General features: G+C 39.1%; 20 protein-coding genes. All 20 read right to left on the reverse strand.

Annotation, left to right across the window (positions count from 1 at the left end; genetic code table 11):
* Positions 1-43: 43 nt before the first annotated feature.
* On the reverse strand, positions 44-313 hold the full coding sequence (gene rpsO / locus M3226_RS09620; RefSeq protein ID WP_024026799.1) for a 30S ribosomal protein S15: 270 nt from the start codon (positions 311-313) through the stop codon (positions 44-46).
* A gap of 171 nt (positions 314-484) precedes the next feature.
* Positions 485-1,438, reverse strand: coding sequence for a bifunctional riboflavin kinase/FAD synthetase (gene ribF / locus M3226_RS09625; RefSeq protein WP_251564770.1), 954 nt, complete (start codon positions 1,436-1,438; stop codon positions 485-487).
* Positions 1,439-1,471: 33 nt separating this feature from the next.
* On the reverse strand, positions 1,472-2,389 hold the full coding sequence (gene truB, locus M3226_RS09630) for a tRNA pseudouridine(55) synthase TruB (protein ID WP_251564772.1): 918 nt from the start codon (positions 2,387-2,389) through the stop codon (positions 1,472-1,474).
* A gap of 76 nt (positions 2,390-2,465) precedes the next feature.
* Positions 2,466-2,840, reverse strand: coding sequence for a 30S ribosome-binding factor RbfA (gene rbfA, locus M3226_RS09635; protein WP_098528683.1), 375 nt, complete (start codon positions 2,838-2,840; stop codon positions 2,466-2,468).
* Positions 2,841-2,857: 17 nt separating this feature from the next.
* A complete protein-coding gene (locus M3226_RS09640) occupies positions 2,858-3,139 on the reverse strand; it encodes a DUF503 domain-containing protein (RefSeq protein WP_251564775.1) in 282 nt (93 codons plus the stop codon).
* Positions 3,136-5,457, reverse strand: a complete 2,322-nt coding sequence (gene infB, locus M3226_RS09645) for a translation initiation factor IF-2 (protein ID WP_251564778.1) — start codon at positions 5,455-5,457, stop codon at positions 3,136-3,138. Before infB ends, M3226_RS09640 begins: the two co-directional genes overlap by 4 nt.
* Before the next feature lie 20 nt (positions 5,458-5,477).
* Positions 5,478-5,780, reverse strand: a complete 303-nt coding sequence (locus M3226_RS09650) for a YlxQ family RNA-binding protein (RefSeq protein ID WP_251564782.1) — start codon at positions 5,778-5,780, stop codon at positions 5,478-5,480.
* 8 nt (positions 5,781-5,788) lie between these two features.
* Positions 5,789-6,061 (reverse strand): RNase P modulator RnpM, encoded by a 273-nt coding sequence (rnpM, locus tag M3226_RS09655; protein ID WP_098528687.1) that lies wholly within the window; start codon positions 6,059-6,061, stop codon positions 5,789-5,791.
* A 16-nt stretch (positions 6,062-6,077) separates the two neighbouring features.
* On the reverse strand, positions 6,078-7,202 hold the full coding sequence (gene nusA / locus M3226_RS09660; RefSeq protein ID WP_251564785.1) for a transcription termination factor NusA: 1,125 nt from the start codon (positions 7,200-7,202) through the stop codon (positions 6,078-6,080).
* A 38-nt stretch (positions 7,203-7,240) separates the two neighbouring features.
* On the reverse strand, positions 7,241-7,711 hold the full coding sequence (rimP, locus tag M3226_RS09665) for a ribosome maturation factor RimP (RefSeq protein WP_251564787.1): 471 nt from the start codon (positions 7,709-7,711) through the stop codon (positions 7,241-7,243).
* Positions 7,712-8,104: 393 nt separating this feature from the next.
* On the reverse strand, positions 8,105-12,430 hold the full coding sequence (locus M3226_RS09670) for a PolC-type DNA polymerase III (protein WP_251564790.1): 4,326 nt from the start codon (positions 12,428-12,430) through the stop codon (positions 8,105-8,107).
* A gap of 262 nt (positions 12,431-12,692) precedes the next feature.
* On the reverse strand, positions 12,693-13,952 hold the full coding sequence (rseP, locus tag M3226_RS09675; RefSeq protein ID WP_251564792.1) for an RIP metalloprotease RseP: 1,260 nt from the start codon (positions 13,950-13,952) through the stop codon (positions 12,693-12,695).
* Between the two features lie 41 nt (positions 13,953-13,993).
* Positions 13,994-15,136 (reverse strand): 1-deoxy-D-xylulose-5-phosphate reductoisomerase, encoded by a 1,143-nt coding sequence (dxr, locus tag M3226_RS09680; RefSeq protein WP_251564795.1) that lies wholly within the window; start codon positions 15,134-15,136, stop codon positions 13,994-13,996.
* A gap of 33 nt (positions 15,137-15,169) precedes the next feature.
* The gene (locus tag M3226_RS09685) at positions 15,170-15,964 is read right to left on the reverse strand and encodes a phosphatidate cytidylyltransferase (RefSeq protein ID WP_251564798.1); all 795 of its coding nucleotides are present in this window, start codon (positions 15,962-15,964) and stop codon (positions 15,170-15,172) included.
* Positions 15,965-16,006: 42 nt separating this feature from the next.
* The gene (locus M3226_RS09690) at positions 16,007-16,783 is read right to left on the reverse strand and encodes an isoprenyl transferase (RefSeq protein ID WP_251564800.1); all 777 of its coding nucleotides are present in this window, start codon (positions 16,781-16,783) and stop codon (positions 16,007-16,009) included.
* A gap of 368 nt (positions 16,784-17,151) precedes the next feature.
* Positions 17,152-17,709, reverse strand: a complete 558-nt coding sequence (gene frr / locus M3226_RS09695; protein ID WP_251564802.1) for a ribosome recycling factor — start codon at positions 17,707-17,709, stop codon at positions 17,152-17,154.
* Complete coding sequence (gene pyrH, locus M3226_RS09700; RefSeq protein ID WP_098528706.1) at positions 17,709-18,434, reverse strand: UMP kinase; 726 nt, start codon at positions 18,432-18,434, stop codon at positions 17,709-17,711. The genes frr and pyrH overlap by 1 nt, the downstream gene beginning before the upstream one ends.
* A 325-nt stretch (positions 18,435-18,759) precedes the next feature.
* On the reverse strand, positions 18,760-19,644 hold the full coding sequence (gene tsf / locus M3226_RS09705) for a translation elongation factor Ts (protein WP_251564803.1): 885 nt from the start codon (positions 19,642-19,644) through the stop codon (positions 18,760-18,762).
* Positions 19,645-19,770: 126 nt separating this feature from the next.
* Positions 19,771-20,475 carry a 30S ribosomal protein S2 gene (rpsB, locus tag M3226_RS09710; RefSeq protein ID WP_098528709.1) on the reverse strand — a complete coding sequence of 235 codons (705 nt, stop codon included), beginning with the start codon at positions 20,473-20,475 and terminating at the stop codon, positions 19,771-19,773.
* A gap of 202 nt (positions 20,476-20,677) precedes the next feature.
* Positions 20,678-21,457, reverse strand: a complete 780-nt coding sequence (gene codY, locus M3226_RS09715) for a GTP-sensing pleiotropic transcriptional regulator CodY (protein ID WP_098528710.1) — start codon at positions 21,455-21,457, stop codon at positions 20,678-20,680.
* Positions 21,458-21,527 lie beyond the last annotated feature (70 nt).

Below are 21,527 nucleotides of genomic sequence, written 5' to 3' on the forward strand. Positions count from 1 at the left end.
TTTTTTTGCTAACAAAAAAGCGGGAAAAATCCCGCTTCTGTGACTAACGACGTAGACCAAGCTTATTGATTAACACACGGTAACGTTGAACATCTTTATTACGTAAGAAAGTTAAAAGATTACGACGTTTACCTACCATTTTCAAAAGACCGCGACGTGAGTGGTGATCTTTCTTGTGTGTACGTAAGTGCTCGTTCAAATTATTGATTGATTCTGTAAGGACAGCGATTTGAACTTCAGCAGATCCAGTGTCGCTTTCATGAGTTTTGTACTCATTGATAAGTTCATTTTTACGTTCTTGAGTGATTGCCATCCGGTTCACCTCCTAAAGTTTTCATATCCCCTGTTACCGAGCAAGCGTCGGAGACTCGACTTGCCAAGTAAAGGTTTGTTTTAATACGTATTTAAGAATACATGGTTTTACGGCAAATTGCAAGTTAAAACCTGAATATATTGTAAGAAATGCTTCTTTATAGCAGCATGCCTAAGAAGATTGTCGATTCTTTTCAAAGTAAGAGAGTGCATTTTGTTTATCTTTTTCAATCTGTGTAACAAGTTCAACAATACCAGCAAATTTTTGCTCTTTACGAAGATAAAGATGCCATTCAATGACAACCTCGCTGCCATAGATGTCCTCATGAAAATCAAACAAGTGAACCTCTACAGAAACCTTTAGTGATTCTTTATTAAATGTAGGCTTATAGCCAACATTACAGACTCCATCAAACCACCTATTATCAACCTTTAATCTAACAGCATAAACACCAGTTGGCGGGATAATATAATCATCAAATAAATCGACATTTGCTGTCGGAAAACCGATAGTTCGCCCTCGTTTATCCCCGTGGACTACAATACCCGATGTAGTATAGAAACGTCCAAGCAGTACGGGAAGCTCTATGGTCTCACCTGCATTAAGCAGGCGGCGGATTCTTGTAGAACTTACCTTTTCATCCGTTTGCACATATTTCGGAACAACCGTATAACTAAATTGATTTCGTGAATGAAATGGCAGGGTTTCCATTGTTCCTTTCCCCATCCGGCCATATGTGAAATCAAATCCGGCCACAACGTGTTGTACATTTAATCCAATAATATATTGATCAATAAATTCTTGTGGCAAAAGATAGGCAAATTCTGCGGTAAACTCGATAATAAATAAATAATCAATCCCTAATTCTTCAATTATCTTCACTTTATCCGATAATGGGGTAATATAGTGAACATGTTGTGTGTTCTTCCCTAACACAACAGATGGATGCGGGTCAAATGTCATAACGGCACTGGATAATGCTTTTTCGTCCGCCTGCCTTTTTGCCTCCAGTATTACTTGTTGATGACCGCAGTGGACCCCGTCAAAATAACCAAGAGCTATTGCTAAGGGAGGAAACTCTGTATTAATTACATTAATTGGGTAACTAAGCCGTATTACTTCCAATGAAACTCACCTTTTCTATTCCGTACCTTTTTATTAAATCTCGTTACGTAATACCTTAACGGGTTTGAGGAGATTCGGCTTGCTGGGGTGCTTAGCATAAATAGCGAGAGCCGTTCCATCATCCGTTTCAGCGATTATTGGTCCGTTAATTATTTTTAAATAATCTGGTGTTTCTAACAGTGCACCATTTTTCACTTTCTCTGCTACTTTATCATTAATACGAAATTTCGGCAAATGAGAAAGTGCAGTTTCTAACGGTCTTAAAACATTTGAAATCGTCCCCTCTTCCATATGCCTTTCAATATCCTCAAAAGTTAAACAATCCTCCAAAGTAAAGCTAGCCGATTGGATTCTTTGCAAATACGACATATGGGCAGGAAAACCAAGAATCTCCCCAATCATCACGGCTAAGGTACGGATATAGGTTCCTTTGCTGCAGGTAACCCTAAAACGAAATGAAATCGTTTCTCCTTCAAATTGCTCCCTTTCATCAAGTAATTCAATGGAGTAAATCGATACCACCCTGGTTGGCCGTTCTACTTCAATCCCTTTTCGGGCATATTCATATAGACGAACACCTCCTACCTTCACGGCAGAATACATTGGAGGAGTTTGTTCAATATCCCCTGTCAATGTTTGTAACACTTGCAGAATTTCGTTCCTTGCAATCACGTGATTAACAGCTTTACGTTCAACTACTTCACCTGAGGCATCTTCGGTAGTTGTTGAGAATCCGATTGTGACTTCCCCTAGGTAGGCTTTTCCTGCATCTGTTATGTATTCCGCTACCTTTGTGGCTTTACCAATACAAATGGGAAGGACGCCAGTGACGTCTGGATCAAGTGTGCCAGTATGACCCACCTTTTTAGTTTTTAATATTTTCCTCAGTCTAAAAACACAATCGTGTGAAGTTAGTCCTGCAGGCTTATATAATGGTAAAATCCCTTCCATTTCGCAGCTCCTTTCATTCATCGTGACGAACCATTATTTTTCACATTAAAAAAAGGGATAGACATAAGTCTATCCTCTATTCTTCCTCATGCTTTTCATACGGTTTATCATCGTCCGTATGCAATTGATGAAGCAGGGTCTCAATTCGATTTCCGTAATCGATTGATTCATCCCATTCAAAAATAATTTCAGGTGTTTTTCGCAGGCGGATACGGTGGCCTATTTCGGTTCTAATAAACCCTTTTGCTTTAGCTAGGCCTTTTAAAGTATTCTCCTTTTGCTCTTCATCACCTAAAACCGATATAAAAACTTTAGCTTGTTGAAGATCTCCAGAAACTTGAACATCGGTTACGGTCACAAAACCGATCCGGGGATCTTTAATTTTACGGCCGATAATGTCACTTAGTTCTTTTTTCATTTGTTCTCCAACACGATTTGCTCTGTGGCTCATTGCATTCACCTCTTAACTTAAAGCCATTCTATCTCGGTGATCGTTCTTTCTATTTCTGGAAATGAGTCGATTAGTTTTAACGCTTTTTGTAATTCCTGCTCCGTGGCTGTCCGAGTGGAGGTAACGACTGCTATGGCTATTTTTGTTCTTTGCCAGACATCTTGAAAATCCACTTCAGCAACGGAAACATTAAATCTCTGTTTTAAGCGCATAAGGATACGTTGCAGCACTGCCCGTTTATCTTTTAAAGAATGGGCATCGTAAATCATGCATTCACATTCGGCTATGCCGACAATCATTTACGCTCGACTTCTTCCATTACATACGCCTCAATGATGTCTCCTTCTTTAACATCATTAAAGTTCTTAATGGTGATTCCACATTCGTATCCTTGTGCAACCTCTTTAGCATCGTCTTTAAATCGTTTCAAAGCATCGATTTGTCCTTCAAAGATCACAACACCATTACGAATTAGGCGGATTCCACTGTCACGAGTAATTTTACCATCGGTTACATACGAACCTGCGATAGTACCAACCTTTGATACCTTAAAGGTTTGACGAATTTCTGCCTGCCCAATAATTTTTTCTTGGAATTCAGGGTCAAGCATTCCTTTCATCGCTGCTTCAATTTCTTCGATAACTTTATAAATAATCCGGTGCAGACGGACATCCACTTTTTCAGCTTCAGCCGCGCGTTTGGCATTCACATCCGGACGAACGTTAAAACCAATAACGATAGCATTTGATGCTGCGGCAAGGGTAATATCGGATTCATTAATAGCACCAACACCATTATGAATGATTTTAATATTAACACCTTCTACATCAATTTTCTGTAAGGAAGCTGCCACAGCTTCTGCGGAACCTTGAACATCCGCTTTTAAGATAATGTTTAGATCCTTCATCTCGCCTTGCTTCAACTGCTCAAATAGATTATCCAAGCTGACAATTGATTTTTCACCACGATGGGCAACTAGTGCTACTTGGGCACGTGCTTCTCCAATTTGACGAGCTGTTTTTTCGTCCTCAAATACGACGAAACGATCGCCTGCTTGCGGTACATCATTCAAGCCTGTGATTTCAACAGGAGTAGATGGTCCAGCTTCTTTCACACGGCGGCCTTTATCATTAACCATCGCACGGACACGGCCATAGGTATTCCCTACAACGATTGGGTCACCTATTTTTAGTGTGCCATTTTGGACTAATAATGTTGCAACAGAACCGCGTCCTTTATCCAATTGAGCTTCGATAACTGTTCCAACTGCATTTCTGTTAGGATTTGCTTTGTATTCTTCTACCTCACTAACGAGGAGAATCATTTCAAGCAGGTTATCGATACCTTCTCCTGTTTTTGCGGATAGTGGTACAAAAATAGTATCCCCACCCCAGGCTTCTGATACTAATCCATGTTCAGTTAATTCCTGCATAACACGATCAGCATTGGCTGCTTCTTTATCCATTTTATTAACAGCGACAATAATTGGCACTTCTGCCGCTTTTGCATGGTTAATCGCTTCAACCGTTTGTGGCATAACGCCATCATCAGCTGCAACAACTAAAATTGTGATGTCGGTAATTTTAGCACCACGGGCACGCATGGTCGTAAAGGCCGCGTGTCCAGGAGTATCTAGGAAGGTAATCTTCTTACCATTTTCAACAACTTGGTATGCTCCAATATGCTGAGTAATCCCTCCTGCTTCGCCTTCGGTCACTTTTGTATTCCGAATCGAATCAAGTAAGGTTGTTTTACCATGGTCAACGTGTCCCATAATGGTTACAACTGAAGGTCTTTCCACTAATTCCTCTGGAGCATCTTCTGTAAAATACACTTCAAGATCAGTGGTATCGATTTTGATTTCTTCTTCTACTTCAACACCATACTCACCGGCAATTAATTCAATAGCATCTTTATCAAGCACCTGATTGATGGTAGCCATAACGCCTAGTAAAAAGAGCTTTTTAATGATTTCTGATGGTTCGCGATAGATCTTTTTCGCTAATTCTCCAACAGTTAAAGATTCACTAAAGGTAATTTTAGCTGGAAGCTCTTTTTCCTTTTTCTTTACAGGTTGAGATTGTTGAACTGGCGTGTGAGCCTTCTTCTTTTTATTATTGTTATTATTGTTATGATTACGATTTTGGTTATTATTATAAGGTCTTGCCTTAGCTTTATCAGCATTATTAAAGACTTTATTTTCTTTTGATTGCGATTCTTGGTTTTGCTTTTTGCCTTCCACCTTTTTTGGTGGTGAGACAACTTTTACCTTGCTAGGAGCTGTATTATTATCAGCAGCTTCCTCAAATGCTTTAGGTGACTTCGCCTGTACTTGAGGTTTTTGACCACCTTGAGCAGGTCTTTGATTTTGGCGATTGTGCGCCCCCGCTGGACGGGAATTGGTACGATTTTGCTGCCCATTGTTGTTTTGTTTGGGCTGTGAACTAGAACCTGCTGCCTGTTTGTTATAAGTGGCATCCAGTTTTTTTACATCTGCATCTTCTATAGTTGCCATATGATTAGAGACCTCGATATTCATTTCTTTTAGTTTATTAATTATTTCTTTACTTGAAATATTGTGTTTTTTTGCGTATTCATAAACACGGATTTTACTCATTTGTTTCACCCCCGCTAGATTTAATCGAGCAACGTTATCAATTTCTTTGCAAATCCATCATCCATAACAGCTACAACAACGCGGGCTTCTTTGCCAATTGCCTGACCAAGAAGATAACGATCTTCCACCATTCTTAAAGGCACATGATAAGAATTACATTTATCTGTAATTTTTTTAGTTGTATTTGCAGATGCATCTGCGGCTAATAAAACGAGTTTTGCCTTATTGTTTCGAATTTCCTTAACGGCAAGCTCCTCACCTGATATGATTCTACGCGCTCGATTGGCTAAGCCAAGCAATGACATCCATTGATTGTCCTTCATTTGGATAGTCAGTTCTCCTTCTCTATTAACTCAAGCAGTTCTTCATAGATGGAATCATTTATTGATACTTCTAAATGGTTAGATAGGGTGTTCTTTTTCTTGGCCAAAAGAACAGCTTCTTTGTTCTTTGAAAGGTATGCACCTCTGCCCGATTTCTTTCCAGTCAAATCGATCGAAACTTCCCCTTCTTTTGAACGAACGATGCGAACGAGTTCTTTTTTCGGTTTCATTTCACCGGTTGCTACACATTTTCGCATAGGAACTTTTTTCTTAGTGTTCACTCGCCATCCACCTCACCTAGTCATCTAACTCTTCTTCAAAATCCATATCAGTATCGACGTGATCGTCAAATAGTCTGATTGTTTCTTCACGTGGATATATTCCTAGCTCACGTGCTTCTGTTTCGGATTTGATATCAATTTTCCAGCCAGTTAATTTCGCGGCAAGACGGGCATTTTGTCCCCGTTTACCAATGGCCAATGAAAGCTGATAGTCAGGTACAACAACTGTTGTTGCTTTATCCGCTTCCTTCACCATAACATCAAGCACCTTAGATGGGCTTAGTGAATTGGCGACAAACACAACTGGGTCATCTGACCACTTTACAATATCAATTTTTTCACCCTTCAATTCGTTCACTACAGCCTGAACGCGAGTTCCTTTTGGACCAACGCAGGATCCAACAGGATCAACTTCTATGTTATCCGAATGCACAGAAATCTTTGAGCGGTCGCCTGCTTCACGAGCGACTGATTTAATCTCCACTGTACCATCATAAATTTCCGGAACTTCAATTTCAAATAATCGTTTTAATAGTCCTGGGTGTGTACGAGATACAAAGATTTGTGGACCTTTTGTCGTTTTTTCTACCTTTGTAATAAACACCTTGATACGATCATGTGGCTTGTATCGTTCATTTGGCATTTGTTCATTTGCAGGTAGTAATGCTTCAATTTTACCAAGGCTGACGTAAATAAATTTGGAGTCCAGTCTTTGGACAATCCCAGTCATGATATCTTCTTCACGGTCGATAAATTCAGAATAAATAATTCCACGTTCCGCTTCTCTTACACGCTGTGTGACCACTTGTTTTGCGGTTTGTGCTGCAATCCTGCCAAAGTCTTTTGGCGTAACTTCCATTTCGACAACATCTTCAACTTGATAATTTGGGTTGATTCGCTGGGCATCTTCTAGCGATATTTCCAGACGTGGATCAAAAACTTGATCAACTACCTCTTTACGTGCAAAAACACGCATAGAACCAGTTCCTAAATTTAAATCGATGCGGACATTTTGAGCTTGATTGAAATTTCGGCGATATGCTGAAATTAGAGCTGCTTCAATGGCGTCAATTAATATCTCCCTGGAAATCCCTTTCTCTCTTTCCAGTATTGTAAGAGCATCTAATAATTCGCTGCTCATTTGCTTGTATCCCCCTAATCCTTAATAAATTTTCTATTTTACGAAAAAGTAACTGCGAGTCGTGCACTTGCTACTTTTTCAAATGGAATTTCAATCGATTTTTTACGAGTTTTAAACTTAACCTCAACGGTAACCTTATCTCCATCAAAGCCCACTAATTTACCCTCAAACTTATTTTCCCCATCGATTGGCTCGTAGGTCTTGATAAAAACATTTTTACCTACAGCTCTTTCAAAGTCTTTTGCCTTCTTTAATGGCCTCTCTGCACCGGGGGATGATACCTCAAGAAAATAGTTATGTGGAATGGGATCCAATTCATCGAGTTTCTCACTCAGCCGTTCGCTCACCAAGCCGCAATCTTCGATATCAACTCCGCTCTCTTTATCGATATATACGCGAAGATACCAGCTTTTTCCTTCTTTCACATACTCAATTTCCACTAATTCTAATCCAAGATCCTGAAAAATTGGTGCAGCCAGCTCTTCAACAACTTCCGTCACTTTGCTCATGCTTTACCTCCTTTTCTTTATTATTTCACCCAAATTCTATGTAGTTCACGGATAGTTTTATCAAGTAACGCTAAAAAAACAAATAGTAAACAAAACCAAGATGCATTTAAAGCAGCTTGGTTACATAACGAAAGAGTGGGTTTCCCCACTCTTGAACTCGAGAGTATTTCTTAGTATTTCCAATAAAACTATACCATAACCGTAGTTTATATGCAAACCCCAAAAGCGGAAGCACCTTGCTCATGGGCGACCAGCATAAGACGAGCTGGTAATAAGGTTGCTTTTTAACCTTATTGCCAGATTGGCTTATGACCCCGAGCCCCTAGGCGCTGCAGCTGGATGCAAACAAAAGCGGAAGCGCCTTGCTCATGGGCTGATGTAATCTGGACTCTGCTAGAACAGCGAAAGCTGGTTTTGTTCAGGCAGTGCTGCAAGACAACCTTGTTTGTCTAAATATTCCAGTATAGTCTTGGATACTTTACCGCGCTGCTGTAAATCTTCTTTCGATAGGAACTCTCCATCTTCCCTCGCCTTAACAATATTAAAAGCCGCATTTGTTCCTAATCCAGGAATGGAATTGAATGGAGGAATTAACGTATTTCCTTCAATAATAAATTCTGAAGCATCTGATTTATATAAATCATAGTTTTGGAAGCTGAAACCTCTTTCCGTCATCTCAAGAGCAAGTTCTAGGACGGTTAATAAGTTTTTCTCTTTATTTGATGCTTCAAGCCCTTTGGCATTAATTTCTCCAAGTTTAGCCCGAATCGCTTCAGAACCCCTTGACATTGCTTCAATATCAAAGTCCTCCGCACGAACTGTGAAGTAGGCAGCATAATAAAGAAGTGGAAGATGAACCTTGAAATAAGCAATCCGAACAGCCATTAATACATAAGCGGCAGCGTGTGCTTTAGGAAACATATACTTTATTTTTTTGCATGAATCAATGTACCATTCCGGTACTTCATTCTTGCGCATTTCTGCTTCCATCTCTTCGGATAACCCTTTCCCTTTACGAACAGACTCCATAATCTTAAAAGCAAACGATGGTTCAAGCCCCTGATAGATCAAATACACCATGATATCATCACGACAACCAATAACTTCACTCAAATTACAGGTTTTATTATGAATTAATTCCTGCGCATTTCCGAGCCATACGTCCGTTCCATGCGATAAGCCGGAAATCTGAACGAGTTCCGAAAAGGTCGTCGGCTTCGTATCTTCAAGCATTTGCCGAACAAATCTGGTACCAAATTCCGGAATACCCAATGTACCGGTTTTACACATGATTTGCTGTTCTGTTACACCTAAAGATTCAGTGCTGCTAAAAATTTTCATAACTTCTGGGTCATCGGTCGGAATCGTTTTTGGATCGATACCACTCAGATCCTGAAGCATCCGGATGACGGTTGGATCATCGTGCCCAAGTATATCGAGCTTTAAGACGTTATCATGAATGGAATGGAAATCAAAATGGGTTGTTTTCCACTCAGAATTTCGGTCATCGGCCGGAAATTGAATCGGTGTAAAGTCATAGACATCCATATAGTCAGGAATAACAATAATACCACCTGGATGCTGACCTGTTGTCCTTTTTACACCCGTACAGCCTGAAGCCAGCCGTTCAATCTCAGCTCCACGGATTTGCATATTATTATCCTGCTGATAGGCTTTTACATAACCAAATGCCGTTTTATCAGCAACCGTACCAATTGTTCCCGCACGATATACATACTCTTCACCGAATAGTACCTTTGTATAGTTGTGTGCACGGGGCTGATATTCTCCGGAAAAGTTCAAATCGATATCGGGTACTTTGTCACCTTTAAAACCAAGGAATGTTTCGAAAGGAATATCATGACCGTCTTTGCGGTATTTGCTCCCGCAATTTGGACAGTCTTTATCAGGCAAGTCAAACCCGGAACCAACGGAACCGTCATTAAAGAACTCAGAATGTTTACAGCTTGGACACACATAGTGTGGCGGCAGTGGATTTACTTCCGTAATCTCTGTCATGGTAGCAACTAAAGATGAACCGACGGATCCACGCGAACCAACGAGATAACCATCATCAAGTGATTTTTTAACAAGTTTATGTGAAATCAAATAAATAACGGCAAATCCATGTCCGATAATACTTTTTAATTCTTTTTCCAGCCTTGCTTCCACTATTTCTGGAAGCGGATCACCATAAATACTGCGTGCCATTGAGTAACTCATCTCACGCATCTCTTCATCTGCACCTTCAATACGAGGTGTATATAAATCATCTTTAATCGGCTTAATGACATCGATCATATCTGCAACTTTATTCGTATTGGTAACAACAATTTCTTTAGCCTTCTCTGCCCCTAAAAACGAGAAGGCATCGAGCATTTCGTTTGTCGTTCTAAAGTGAACATCCGGTAATTCGTGCCTGTTCAATGGGTTTGCTCCGCCTTGTGAGTTAACTAATATTTTTCGGTATATTTTGTCATTCTCATTTAAGTAATGGACATTTCCTGTCGCGACGACTGGAATACCCAACTTATCACCAAGGGCTACAATTTTACTAATGATGTCTTCCATTGCTTTCTCATCACGCACCAATTCCATTTCGATCAGCGGTGCATTCACTTCTTTTGGCATTACTTCAAGATAGTCATAAAAGCCGGCATGTGACTCAACTTCATCAGGAGATTTTTGCATCATCCCTTCAAAAACTTCACCCTTATTACAACCAGATCCTACTAAAATTCCCTCCCGATATTTTTGCAAAACTGATCTTGGAAGTCTTGGTACTCTATAAAAGTACTCAATATGGGAAATGGAAATTAGTTTGAAAAGGTTTTTTAAGCCTGCTTCTGTCTGAGCTAAAAGGGTGCAATGATAAGGACGGGCCCGTTGGTAAGCATTACCTTTCCCCATGTTATTGTTGAATTCATCATGATACTCAATTCCTTTTTCTAGAGCGTCCTTTAGCATTTTCAAGAGCAGATAGCCAGTTGCTTCAGCATCATAAATGGCCCGGTGGTGCTGGGTTAATTCAATATCAAATTTTTTGGTCAATGTATTTAGACGATGATTTTTCATTTCAGGATACAAAAAACGTCCCAATTCTAATGTGTCAATAACAGGATTTTTTGCTTTTTCTAAGCCAATATTTTTATAGCCGACATTTAAAAAGCCCATATCAAAGGAGGCATTATGGGCAACAAGGACGGCGTCTCCGACCCAGTCGTGGAATCTTTGGATTACTTCCCCAACATCTGGGGCGTTTTGAACCATATCATCTGTAATTCCAGTTAAATTAATGGTTGTTGCCGAAAGTCGATGATGCGGGTTTGCAAATGATTCGAACCGGTCGATAATCTCCCCATCCTTCACTTTTACAGCTGCAAGCTCAATGATGGTATCATATACAGCAGAAAGCCCTGTTGTCTCAACGTCAAATACAACAAATGTATCTTCCGAAAGCAGGCGATGGGCATCATTATAGGCAATCGGCACCCCGTCATCGACAAGGTTAACCTCTACACCATATAGGATTTTAATATCATTTTTCTTTCCTGCACCATAGGCTTCAGGGAATGACTGGGCAACAGCATGGTCTGTAACAGCAATCGCTTTATGCCCCCACTTTTTTGCTTGTGCAATAAGCGCACTTACTGGAGTAACGGCATCCATTTGACTCATTGGTGTATGAAGATGCAGTTCAACTCGTTTTTCATCCTCAGGAGCAGTATCTTTTCGTCCAGCAGGTTTTATTTCATTGATATCATTACAAATCATGACTAGATCACGGACAAAGGTATCGTTTTGAACGCTTCCCCGAACCTTTACCCATAAGCCTTTTTTAACCAGCTGAAATAGGGCAGCATCTTCTTTATCACGAGAAAACATTTTTACTATGATCGAACTTGTATAATCTGTAATTTTAAAAGTTAATAGGGAACGTCCGCTGCGTAGCTCTCTTATTTCAGCATCAAAGATATACCCTTGGACTACAACTCGTCTTTCCTCATCAACGATATCAATCAAGCTGCGAAGCTCGCTGTCATCCTTAATAGTTAACCCAATAGAAAGCGGACCTGAAGGGACCTCTCCTCCAGCTTGACCCTTATCAGCTTCTTTCTTTTGCATCTCTACTACGGCCATATGGGCTCGTTCTTGATCTTCTTTCTGTTTAGCCAGTAAGAACTGCTGATATTCATCATTTTTTTCTTCACTTTTTAATTCGGTATCAATCGCTAGCATTGGAAAACCAAATTCCTGATAAATATTTCCAATTACAGGACCATATTTCCGCTTTAAGGCAAGTCCCTCTGCTTCATTTCTAACTGCAACAGTTAGCTTATTCCCACTAACTACAGGGATTTGTTCATTTAGAAGTTTTACAAGCGGTGGAGAAATACCATCAATTTGCTGAATGCAATAATTCCAGTATTCTAATAATAAATCAGGTGTAACAGCTTGATTAGTTACTTGGATATTGTAGGAAATGGCTGCGATATTGGAAAATGTTCGTTCAAGCTGTGTTGTAAACTTGAGATAAACATTAAACGGAAGAATTTTTTCAAATAAAAATTGAAAGTGCCACTTCCTCTCCTTCTTTTCAACAAGAAGCCTTTCAATCTGTGCATTTTCGAAATGTACTACTACAGCATCTTCTACCAATTGCAGCTGCTGGAGCAAGAGTTTGAATCGCTCTTTATTGCCTAAGGCATGTTCGCTCATCGTCTCTCTCCCATCTATAAAAACTATTATTTATCTATATCAAAATTAAATTATACCATATGATAACCTATGATTCGGCTTATTTCGACAGAAAACTTCATCCAAAAAAGGAAAGCTTCAGCGCCATGACCAGGGAAAAAAGTAGTTCATTTTTTCCTTGGGGCTTAAGCTGGACCATTCTGGAAAGTTCAGTTTTTATACTTTTATCACAAAAAATCAGGACCGCATTGGCAATCCTGATTAAGTGACATCTTTATAAAATTTAAAGGAAGAATCGCTGGATATCATTCCAGGTAACCACGAGCATGAGCAGCATAAGGAGAGCAAAGCCGATAAAATGGACCATCCCTTCCTTTTGTCTGTCAATTGGTTTCCCTCTTACCGCTTCAACTGCAAAGAACATTAATCTTCCACCGTCAAGAGCAGGAATAGGTAATAAGTTCATAATCCCCAAGTTAATGCTTAATATGCCAGCCCACTTCATTAGATAATATATTCCTGATTTTGCGACCTCATCTGTGGATTTATAAATTCCAACAGGACCTGATAGGGCATCAATTGAAAATTGTCCCGTAACCAACTTACCAAGCATCACAAATATTTGCTTGGTCCAAAAATAAGTTTCAGTAAATCCTGATTTCACAGCTTGAACTGGTGATTTTTCTACCGGGCTATAAACACCAATAATCCCCATTTTGTCGCCATCCACGGTTTTTTCAAGAGGGGTTACTTGGATTTCTTTCTCTTTACCATTACGAACGATGGAGAAATCAAGTTTTTGATTCGGATTTTTCCGAATTATTTCGACTACGTCTGTCCAACTTGATATTTCTGATCCATTTATACTTTGTACAAGATCCCCTTTTTGGAGTCCCGCCGATTTAGCCGCTCCGTCGGGGGTAATCACACCCAATTTAGGATCATTTGATGGCACACCTTGTAATAAAGCAATAATAATAAACACTACAAATGCTAAAACAAAGTTCATCATCGGACCTGCGAAGATGGCCATAAATCTTTGCGGTAAGGTTTTCGATCCAAATTGACGGTCGATCGGAGCAATTTGTGATTCAATACCATTTTCAACGATAACTGCTTTTGGATCAATGGAGAACGTCTGTAAGCTTTCGTTTTCGTCTTCCGCGTATCCTTTTATGATTAGTTCCTTTTCAATATCAGCAAACTCGACTTCAACAATTCTTGCTTTAGGATATTTCTCTTTATTATTTAAAATAATTTTATTTACCTTTTCTTGCTTATCAAACATAAGACCAATTCGGTAACCAGGCTTAATTTCGACCATTTCCGGATCTTCACCGGCCATTCGGACAAAGCCTCCGATCGGTAAAAGACGAATGGTATAAGTAGTTTCTCCTTTTTTATGAGTAAACACCTTTGGTCCCATCCCAATCGCAAATTCACGGCAGAGAATACCAGCTCTTTTCGCAAAAACAAAATGACCTAATTCATGAAAGAAGACCAGTGCGCCAAAAATTACAATGAAGGCAATAACTGTGCTCAATGATAAAACCACCTTTTATAGAGGATAGGGAAGTATCTTTCCTATAGTAGTGAGTGTACAAATTGTCGAGTCTCTTTGTCAACTTCTTCTATCGTAGCTAGACTTGGATTATCGATGACTTGATGTTTACTTAATGCTTGCTCAATTAATTCCTCTATTTGCAAGAAACGAATTTTGCCTTTTAAAAATGCAGCCACTGCCGCTTCATTGGCAGCATTTAACACTGTTGGCATGGTTCCACCTTTATTACCCGCATGATAGGCAAAATCTAGGCAGCGGAAACGTTGTAAATCCATTTTCTGAAAATGCAACTTACCAACTTCGGCTAAATTCAACCTTTTAGCTGATTTAAGTGGAAGCCGGTCTGGATATGTAAGCGCAAATTGGATTGGCACCCTCATATCTGGTGTTCCCAATTGGGCAATAATGCTGGAGTCATGAAACTCTACCATGGAATGAATAATACTTTCCTTGTGGAGCAATACGTCTATTTTTTCAAACGGAACGTCAAACAACCAGTGAGCTTCAATAACCTCTAATCCTTTATTCATCATTGTCGCTGAATCAATCGTAATTTTTGCACCCATAGACCAGTTTGGATGGTGTAAAGCCTGTTCTACGGTGACATCCTTCAGATCCGCACGGGTTCGATCACGGAAACTGCCACCAGAAGCCGTTAATATTAATCTTTCAATATTTTTATCCATTTCTCCTTGCAACGCTTGGAAAATGGCCGAATGTTCGCTGTCAACAGGGAGGAGCGGTACATTATTTCTTTTAGCCGCTTCTATTACTAAATGACCTGCAGTCACTAACGTTTCTTTATTCGCTATGGCAATTACCTTCCCGCATTCAATTGCTTGTAAAGTGGGATGCAGCCCTACACTGCCAAGGACAGCATTCACAAGGATATCTGATTTTTCGAAAACAGCAACCTCAATTAATCCTTCATTGCCAAAAGTAAACTTCGTCTTGGGGAACTCTGCTCTAAATAGCGTACAATCACTAGATTCCTGTACAGAGACAAGCTTCGGTTTAAATTCAATAATCAATTTACGGGCTAATTCAATATTTTTTCCAACTGAAAATGCAGCAAGTTGAAATTCAGAAGGATGCTCACGGATAATATCAATCGTTTGAATTCCGACTGAACCCGTAGCACCTAATAAACTAATTGTTTTCAAAAGTGTTCAACTCCTAAAAATAGAGCACAGCCATTATGTCCAAAGATGGAAAAGGTTTAATAATGGCAATACAAATAATAAGCTATCAAACCGGTCCAGAATCCCGCCATGTCCTGGCAGAATGTTACCTGAATCCTTTACATTAAAATGACGTTTAAAAGCTGATTGGACAAGGTCGCCAATTTGTCCAAAAACGGAAAGAACAACGGTTATTCCCATTAACGTGACTAGACTGACTGGGATTGACGAGGAAAATAGGGAAAATAATATTCCCACGATTACAGCACAAACGACACCGCCTAATGAACCTTCTACTGTTTTATTGGGACTAATTTCGGGCCAGAGTTTGTTCTTTCCCATCGCTTTGCCGAAAAAATATGCCCCGGAGTCTGTTGCCCAAATAATAAATAGGGAATAAAAAACATAAACAAGTCCTGCCTCACGAGTTTCAATAAAAAAGTAAAATCCAATACCGACATATATCGCCGAAAGAATTGAAAAAGAGACATCTTCAAAGGTAAAACGATTTTTTGTGACCACCGTATAGGCTAATAACAACAAAATAAAAATAATCGCTATCTCCATTTTCGAATAGTAAAAACCCGAGATAACCTGATTATATTGATTAGGAAAAATAATCACCCAAAGAAATAAAAGCGATATTAGTCCGTGAACAGAAAAGATACTTATGTTTTTCATTTTTAAAAGTTCATATAATCCTACTGTAGCAAGAATGTACGTTAACAGAACAAAAGGAAGGCCACCATAAAATACAATTGGTAAAAATAATGCTGCTGCTATCACTGCTGTAATAATTCTTTGCTTCATCGACTAGTTCAACACCTTTTATGTTCTTAAAGAGAGGTATACTTAGATCCCGCCAAACCTGCGCTGGCGTTTTTGATAGGCCTCTATCGCTTCAAGGAAATATTCCTCATTAAAATCAGGCCATAAAACTTCTGTAAACCAGAATTCTGAGTAAGCTAATTGCCAAAGCATAAAGTTACTTAAGCGAATTTCGCCACTTGTTCGAATTAGCAGGTCAGGATCTTGAAAATCAGAACTCATTAAATACGAGGAAAAGACTTTTTCGGTAAGTTCCGTCTCCTTCAGTATTCCTTTTTTGTTATCATTTATAATTTGTTTTACAGCATCGAGTATTTCCGCCCTGCTTCCATAATTCAAGGCAAAATTCAAGACTAATCCAGTATTAGTTTTTGTTTCTTCGACCGCTCTCTCGATAGCATGGAGTGTATGTAGTGGCAGTTGATTTTTATACCCCATCATTTTCACTTGAACATTATTCTCAATTAGTTCAGGAAGAAAAGTACCTAAAAATTCTTCCGGAAGCTTCATAATATATTCCACTTCATTTTTAGGGCGTTTCCAGTTCTCAGTAGAAAAGGCATATAAGGTTAAGGCCTTGATTCCGAGATTATTAGCCAGCATGGTTGTCTTACGAACGACCTTCATGCCTTCGTGATGACCTGCAATACGCGGTAGGGCTCTTTTTTTAGCCCAACGGCCATTACCGTCCATAATAATGGCAACATGTTCAGGAACAGGCGATTCTTTTATTTCTTCTATTTTATCTCGGAGTGTGGAAGAGTTAGCTGGCTTCTTCCAAAGCCCAAATTTATTAAACATAACATTGCTCCTCAATTAATTAATCATTTCCTCCGAAAATAAATCATGGATTCATATATCCAAATATGTAAAAGGATTTTTCAGTTAGATGATACTATCATACCAAAAAACCTAAAAGATATCTCTAATATTAACCTATGTAAAATAACAGGAATTAAGAATAATGTTCAGCAAATATTAAGGGACAATCAAACCACACCAAAAATAGTGAAAAAACCCCCTAATAAAGAGGGTCTTGGTAGAAAAGCGGAAGCACCTTGGCTATCCCCGATAAACGCATCTTGTTCTGAAGGTGAAGCTGTTCTTTGACTTCATTGACAGAATCGAAACGAACTAGGGGTGCTAGGCGCCCTGAGCTAGACATCTGGTTACACTTCTAAAATTTCTTTTTCTTTATCTTTTGTGATTTGATCAATTTTTTGAATGAACTCATCGGTAAGCTTTTGGATATCCTCAGAATAGCCGCGTAGCGCATCTTCTGTAATTTCACCATTTTTCTCGAGCTTTTTCAAATCATCGTTTCCATCACGACGAATATTACGGATCGCTACTTTGGCTTCTTCTGACTCTTTTTTTACTAACTTAACAAGTTCTTTCCGTCGCTCTTCCGTCAATTGTGGAATCGCTATACGAATAACGGTACCATCATTCGTCGGATTCAAACCCAAATCAGATTTCAAGATAGCCTTTTCAATATCACCAAGAATAGATTTGTCATATGGCTGAATCACTAGTAAACGTGCTTCTGGTGTGGTAATCCCCGCCATTTGATTCACTGGAGTTGGCGCCCCATAATAGTCAATCGTAATACGATCTAACAAGGATGCACTTGCGCGGCCGGCACGAATGCTCGCTAGCTCACGAGTATAAGCTTGAATAGCTTTTGTCATACGATCTTTTGTTGAAGCAATGACTTGTTTTGGCATTAGTTTTTCCCCCTAACGATTGTTCCGATTTTTTCACCCATAACGGCTTTTTTGATATTGCCTTGTTCCATAATTGAGAACACAATCAATGGAATATCATTATCCATACATAATGAAGAAGCAGTTGAGTCCATCACTGCTAGGCCTTCCTTAATGACATCCAAGAATGTGAGATCTTCATACTTAGTGGCAGCAGGATCAATTCGAGGGTCTGCAGAATAAACTCCATCAACATTATTTTTAGCCATTAAGATCACTTCCGCATCAATCTCCGCTGCTCTTAATGCTGCAGTTGTATCTGTTGAGAAGTAAGGATTACCTGTACCTGCTGCAAAGATTACAACCCTATTTTTTTCTAGGTGTCTCATCGCCTTGCGTCTGATATATGGTTCAGCAACCTGACGCATTTCAATGGATGTTTGAACACGTGATTGAATTCCTAATTGCTCTAAACTATCCTGAAGTGCCAAAGAATTCATCACGGTTGCAAGCATTCCCATATAATCTGCTGTTGCTCTGTCCATCCCCATCTCACTGCCGATCTTACCGCGCCAAATATTCCCTCCGCCAACAACAACGGCAACTTCGACGCCTAGTTCTGCTACTTCCTTTACCTGTTCGGCAATAGATTTAATTACAGAAGGTTTAATTCCAAAACTGGACTCACCAGCAAGTGCTTCCCCACTCAATTTTAAAACCACTCGTTTGTACTTAGGACCGCTCATATAAACCTCCGTATGTATTATTTTAAAGCGCAAGCGCCTTGAATAGGGGCGATATAGGGCGATTTTGCACTGATAAGTGCTTAGTCGCCCTTAATGCGTACATAAAGCGTTAGCTTTTTGTAGCCTAGCACAAGACGAGCCGTCCAAAAGGCTGTTCTTTACCTTTTGGACGGATTGGCTTGTGACCTCGCGCCCCTAGGCGCTGGAGCTAAATATTATTATATAATTCCCTTTAAAAATAGGGAACACACCGTGTCCCCTTTTTAAAAACTATAATAGTAACATTCCCTTAAAGCATTTGTTTTTAAGCAAGAGAATATTTGACTTATTTTTTATTTACTTGGTTCATAACTTCTTCAGCGAAGTTGTCTTCTTTCTTTTCAATACCTTCGCCTACTTCGTAACGTACAAATTCACGAACAGTTCCGCCTTTAGACTCAACAAACTGGCGAACTTTTTGATCAGGATTTTTAACGAAAGTTTGATCAAGAAGACATACATCTTCAAAGTATTTGCCAAGACGGCCTTCTACCATTTTTGCCACGATGTTTTCTGGCTTGCCTTCGTTTAGTGCTTGTTGTGTTAAAACTTGACGCTCATGCTCAACTTCTTCTGCAGATACTTGGTCACGAGATACAAATTTTGGTCTTAATGCAGCGATATGCATAGAAACATCTTTTGCTGCACTATCATCAGTAGTGCCTTCAAGCACTGTTAAAACGCTGATACGGCCGCCCATGTGAAGGTAAGCACCAAAAGCATCGTTGTCAGTCTTAGAAAGAAGCGCAAAACGGCGAAGTGAAAGCTTTTCTCCAATCTTTGCGATAGCAGCGTTGATGTGGTCAGCAACAGTTGCTCCATTTTCCATTGTTTGAGCAGATGCTTCTTCAACAGTAGCTGGTTTGTTTTTAAGTAAGTGTGCAGCAAGTTCTTGTACTAGAGCTTGGAATGCTTCATTTTTTGCAACGAAATCTGTTTCAGAGTTAACTTCAAGGATAACAGCCTGGTTTCCTTCTGTTACAACTGAAGTCAAACCTTCAGCAGCAATACGGTCTGCTTTATTAGCAGCTTTAGCAATACCTTTTTCACGTAAGAAATCGATTGCTTTTTCCATATCACCATCTGTTGCTGTAAGTGCTTTTTTACAGTCCATCATGCCTGCGCCTGTTTTTTCACGAAGTTCTTTTACCATTTGTGCAGTAACTGCCATTTTAAATTTCCTCCTTTTAATCTATGTACTATTTCCTATCTTTAGCCATTCAAACTAAAGATAAACATTTCTTAAAAAAAGGTGATAAAGGGTCTCCCTTATCACCTTTTTAATAAAGTCACTATCTTAAGCTTCTTGTGCTACTTCTTCGCCTTGTTTCGCTTCAAGAATCGCATCCGCCATTTTACCAGTTAATAGTTTAACAGCACGAATTGCATCATCGTTAGCTGGGATAACAACATCGATTTCATCTGGATCACAGTTAGTATCAACAATACCTACGATAGGAATGTTTAACTTTTTAGCTTCTGCAACTGCGATACGCTCTTTACGAGGGTCGATGATGAAAAGTGCATCAGGAAGTTGTTTCATGTCTTTAATTCCGCCTAGGAATTTTTCAAGACGTTCTTGTTCTTTCTTAAGTTGAACAACTTCTTTCTTAGGTAATACTTCAAAAGTACCGTCTTCTGACATTCTTTCAATATCTTTTAAGCGGCCAATACGCTTTTGAATTGTTTCAAAGTTTGTTAATGTACCACCTAACCAACGTTGGTTAACATAATACATACCAGAACGAGCTGCTTCTTCTTTAACAGAATCTTGAGCTTGTTTCTTTGTACCAACAAAAAGAATAGTTCCACCGTTACCAGCAAGATCTTTTACCCAGTTATAAGCTTCTTCAACCTTTTTAACTGTTTTTTGAAGATCGATGATGTAGATACCGTTACGCTCAGTGAAGATATATTTCTTCATCTTAGGGTTCCAACGGCGAGTTTGGTGTCCGAAATGTACACCAGCTTCAAGCAATTGTTTCATTGAAATAACTGACATGTGTTTTTTCCTCCTAGTGGTTTGTTTTCCTCCGCTCGTCTCATTTTTAAATAGAAACTGATATATTCAGCACCATCTATTTAAATCAACTAGCGTGTGTATTAACACCATGAAATAATATAGCATAAGTAAATATAACAATCAAGAACTACTTTTAAAAAATTAAAAATCCCCAATTCTTGCAAACTGGGGATTGATACTTTTAGTTTGATCTTAATTTATCAAGTTCCACAAGAAACTTGTCATTTAGGACCTTAATATACGTACCTTTCATACCTAGTGAACGCGATTCAATTACCCCTGCACTTTCAAGTTTTCTTAGTGCATTTACAATTACTGAACGTGTAATTCCAACCCGGTCTGCAATTTTTGAAGCAACCAACAAGCCTTCATGGCCATTTAGCTCCTCAAAAATATGTTCAATCGCTTCTAGTTCACTATAAGACAATGAACTAATTGCCATTTGAACAACAGCTTTACTTCTTGCTTCTTCTTCAATTTCTTCAGACTTTTCACGTAAAATCTCCATACCTACAACTGTTGCCCCATATTCAGCTAGAATTAAGTCATCATCATGGAATTTTTCTTGTAGTCTTGCAAGAATTAATGTACCAAGTCGTTCCCCGCCGCCAATAATCGGAACAATTGTTGTTAAACCTTCTTTAAATAAGTCTCTGTTTTCAACTGGAAAGGCGGTATATTGGCTTTCAATATCAAGGTTTGAAGAAGTTTCTTGAATATTAAACAAGCCTTTTGAGTATTCCTCAGGAAATTGACGATCCTCAAACATTTTCTTAATACGTTCATTTTCGATTTGCTGATAAATAGAAAATCCTAAAAGTTTCCCGCGGCGGCTTACAATATATACATTTGCCTCAATTGTCTCACTTAACGTTTCCGACATTTCTTTAAAATTAACAGGCTTGCCTGCTGCCTTCTGTAGTAAAACATTAATACGTCTAGTTTTTGTAAGTAAATCCATCTGTTTCTTCCTCCTAGTAGCTACAACCATTATTAAATTTTGTGTAAAACATTTCATGTATGAGTATTAT

It is taken from the genome of Neobacillus cucumis, assembly GCF_023715505.1.

Excerpts from the sequence above, each read along its gene's own strand:
- frr (WP_251564802.1), bottom strand. The coding sequence starts at position 17,709 with ATGCCAAAACAAGTCATTGCTTCAACAAAAGATCGTATGACAAAAGCT.
- codY (WP_098528710.1), bottom strand. The coding sequence starts at position 21,457 with ATGGATTTACTTACAAAAACTAGACGTATTAATGTTTTACTACAGAAG.
- rpsB (WP_098528709.1), bottom strand. The coding sequence starts at position 20,475 with ATGTCAGTTATTTCAATGAAACAATTGCTTGAAGCTGGTGTACATTTC.
- M3226_RS09650 (WP_251564782.1), bottom strand. The coding sequence starts at position 5,780 with ATGAAGGACAATCAATGGATGTCATTGCTTGGCTTAGCCAATCGAGCG.
- pyrH (WP_098528706.1), bottom strand. The coding sequence starts at position 18,434 with ATGAGCGGTCCTAAGTACAAACGAGTGGTTTTAAAATTGAGTGGGGAA.
- M3226_RS09685 (WP_251564798.1), bottom strand. The coding sequence starts at position 15,964 with ATGAAGCAAAGAATTATTACAGCAGTGATAGCAGCAGCATTATTTTTA.
- M3226_RS09670 (WP_251564790.1), bottom strand. The coding sequence starts at position 12,430 with ATGAGCGAACATGCCTTAGGCAATAAAGAGCGATTCAAACTCTTGCTC.
- infB (WP_251564778.1), bottom strand. The coding sequence starts at position 5,457 with ATGAGTAAAATCCGTGTTTATGAATACGCAAAAAAACACAATATTTCA.
- rpsO (WP_024026799.1), bottom strand. The coding sequence starts at position 313 with ATGGCAATCACTCAAGAACGTAAAAATGAACTTATCAATGAGTACAAA.
- rimP (WP_251564787.1), bottom strand. The coding sequence starts at position 7,711 with ATGAGCAAAGTGACGGAAGTTGTTGAAGAGCTGGCTGCACCAATTTTT.
- truB (WP_251564772.1), bottom strand. The coding sequence starts at position 2,389 with ATGGAAGGGATTTTACCATTATATAAGCCTGCAGGACTAACTTCACAC.
- nusA (WP_251564785.1), bottom strand. The coding sequence starts at position 7,202 with ATGAGCAGCGAATTATTAGATGCTCTTACAATACTGGAAAGAGAGAAA.
- rbfA (WP_098528683.1), bottom strand. The coding sequence starts at position 2,840 with ATGAGCCACAGAGCAAATCGTGTTGGAGAACAAATGAAAAAAGAACTA.
- M3226_RS09690 (WP_251564800.1), bottom strand. The coding sequence starts at position 16,783 with ATGTTTAATAAATTTGGGCTTTGGAAGAAGCCAGCTAACTCTTCCACA.
- tsf (WP_251564803.1), bottom strand. The coding sequence starts at position 19,644 with ATGGCAGTTACTGCACAAATGGTAAAAGAACTTCGTGAAAAAACAGGC.
- M3226_RS09640 (WP_251564775.1), bottom strand. The coding sequence starts at position 3,139 with ATGATTGTCGGCATAGCCGAATGTGAATGCATGATTTACGATGCCCAT.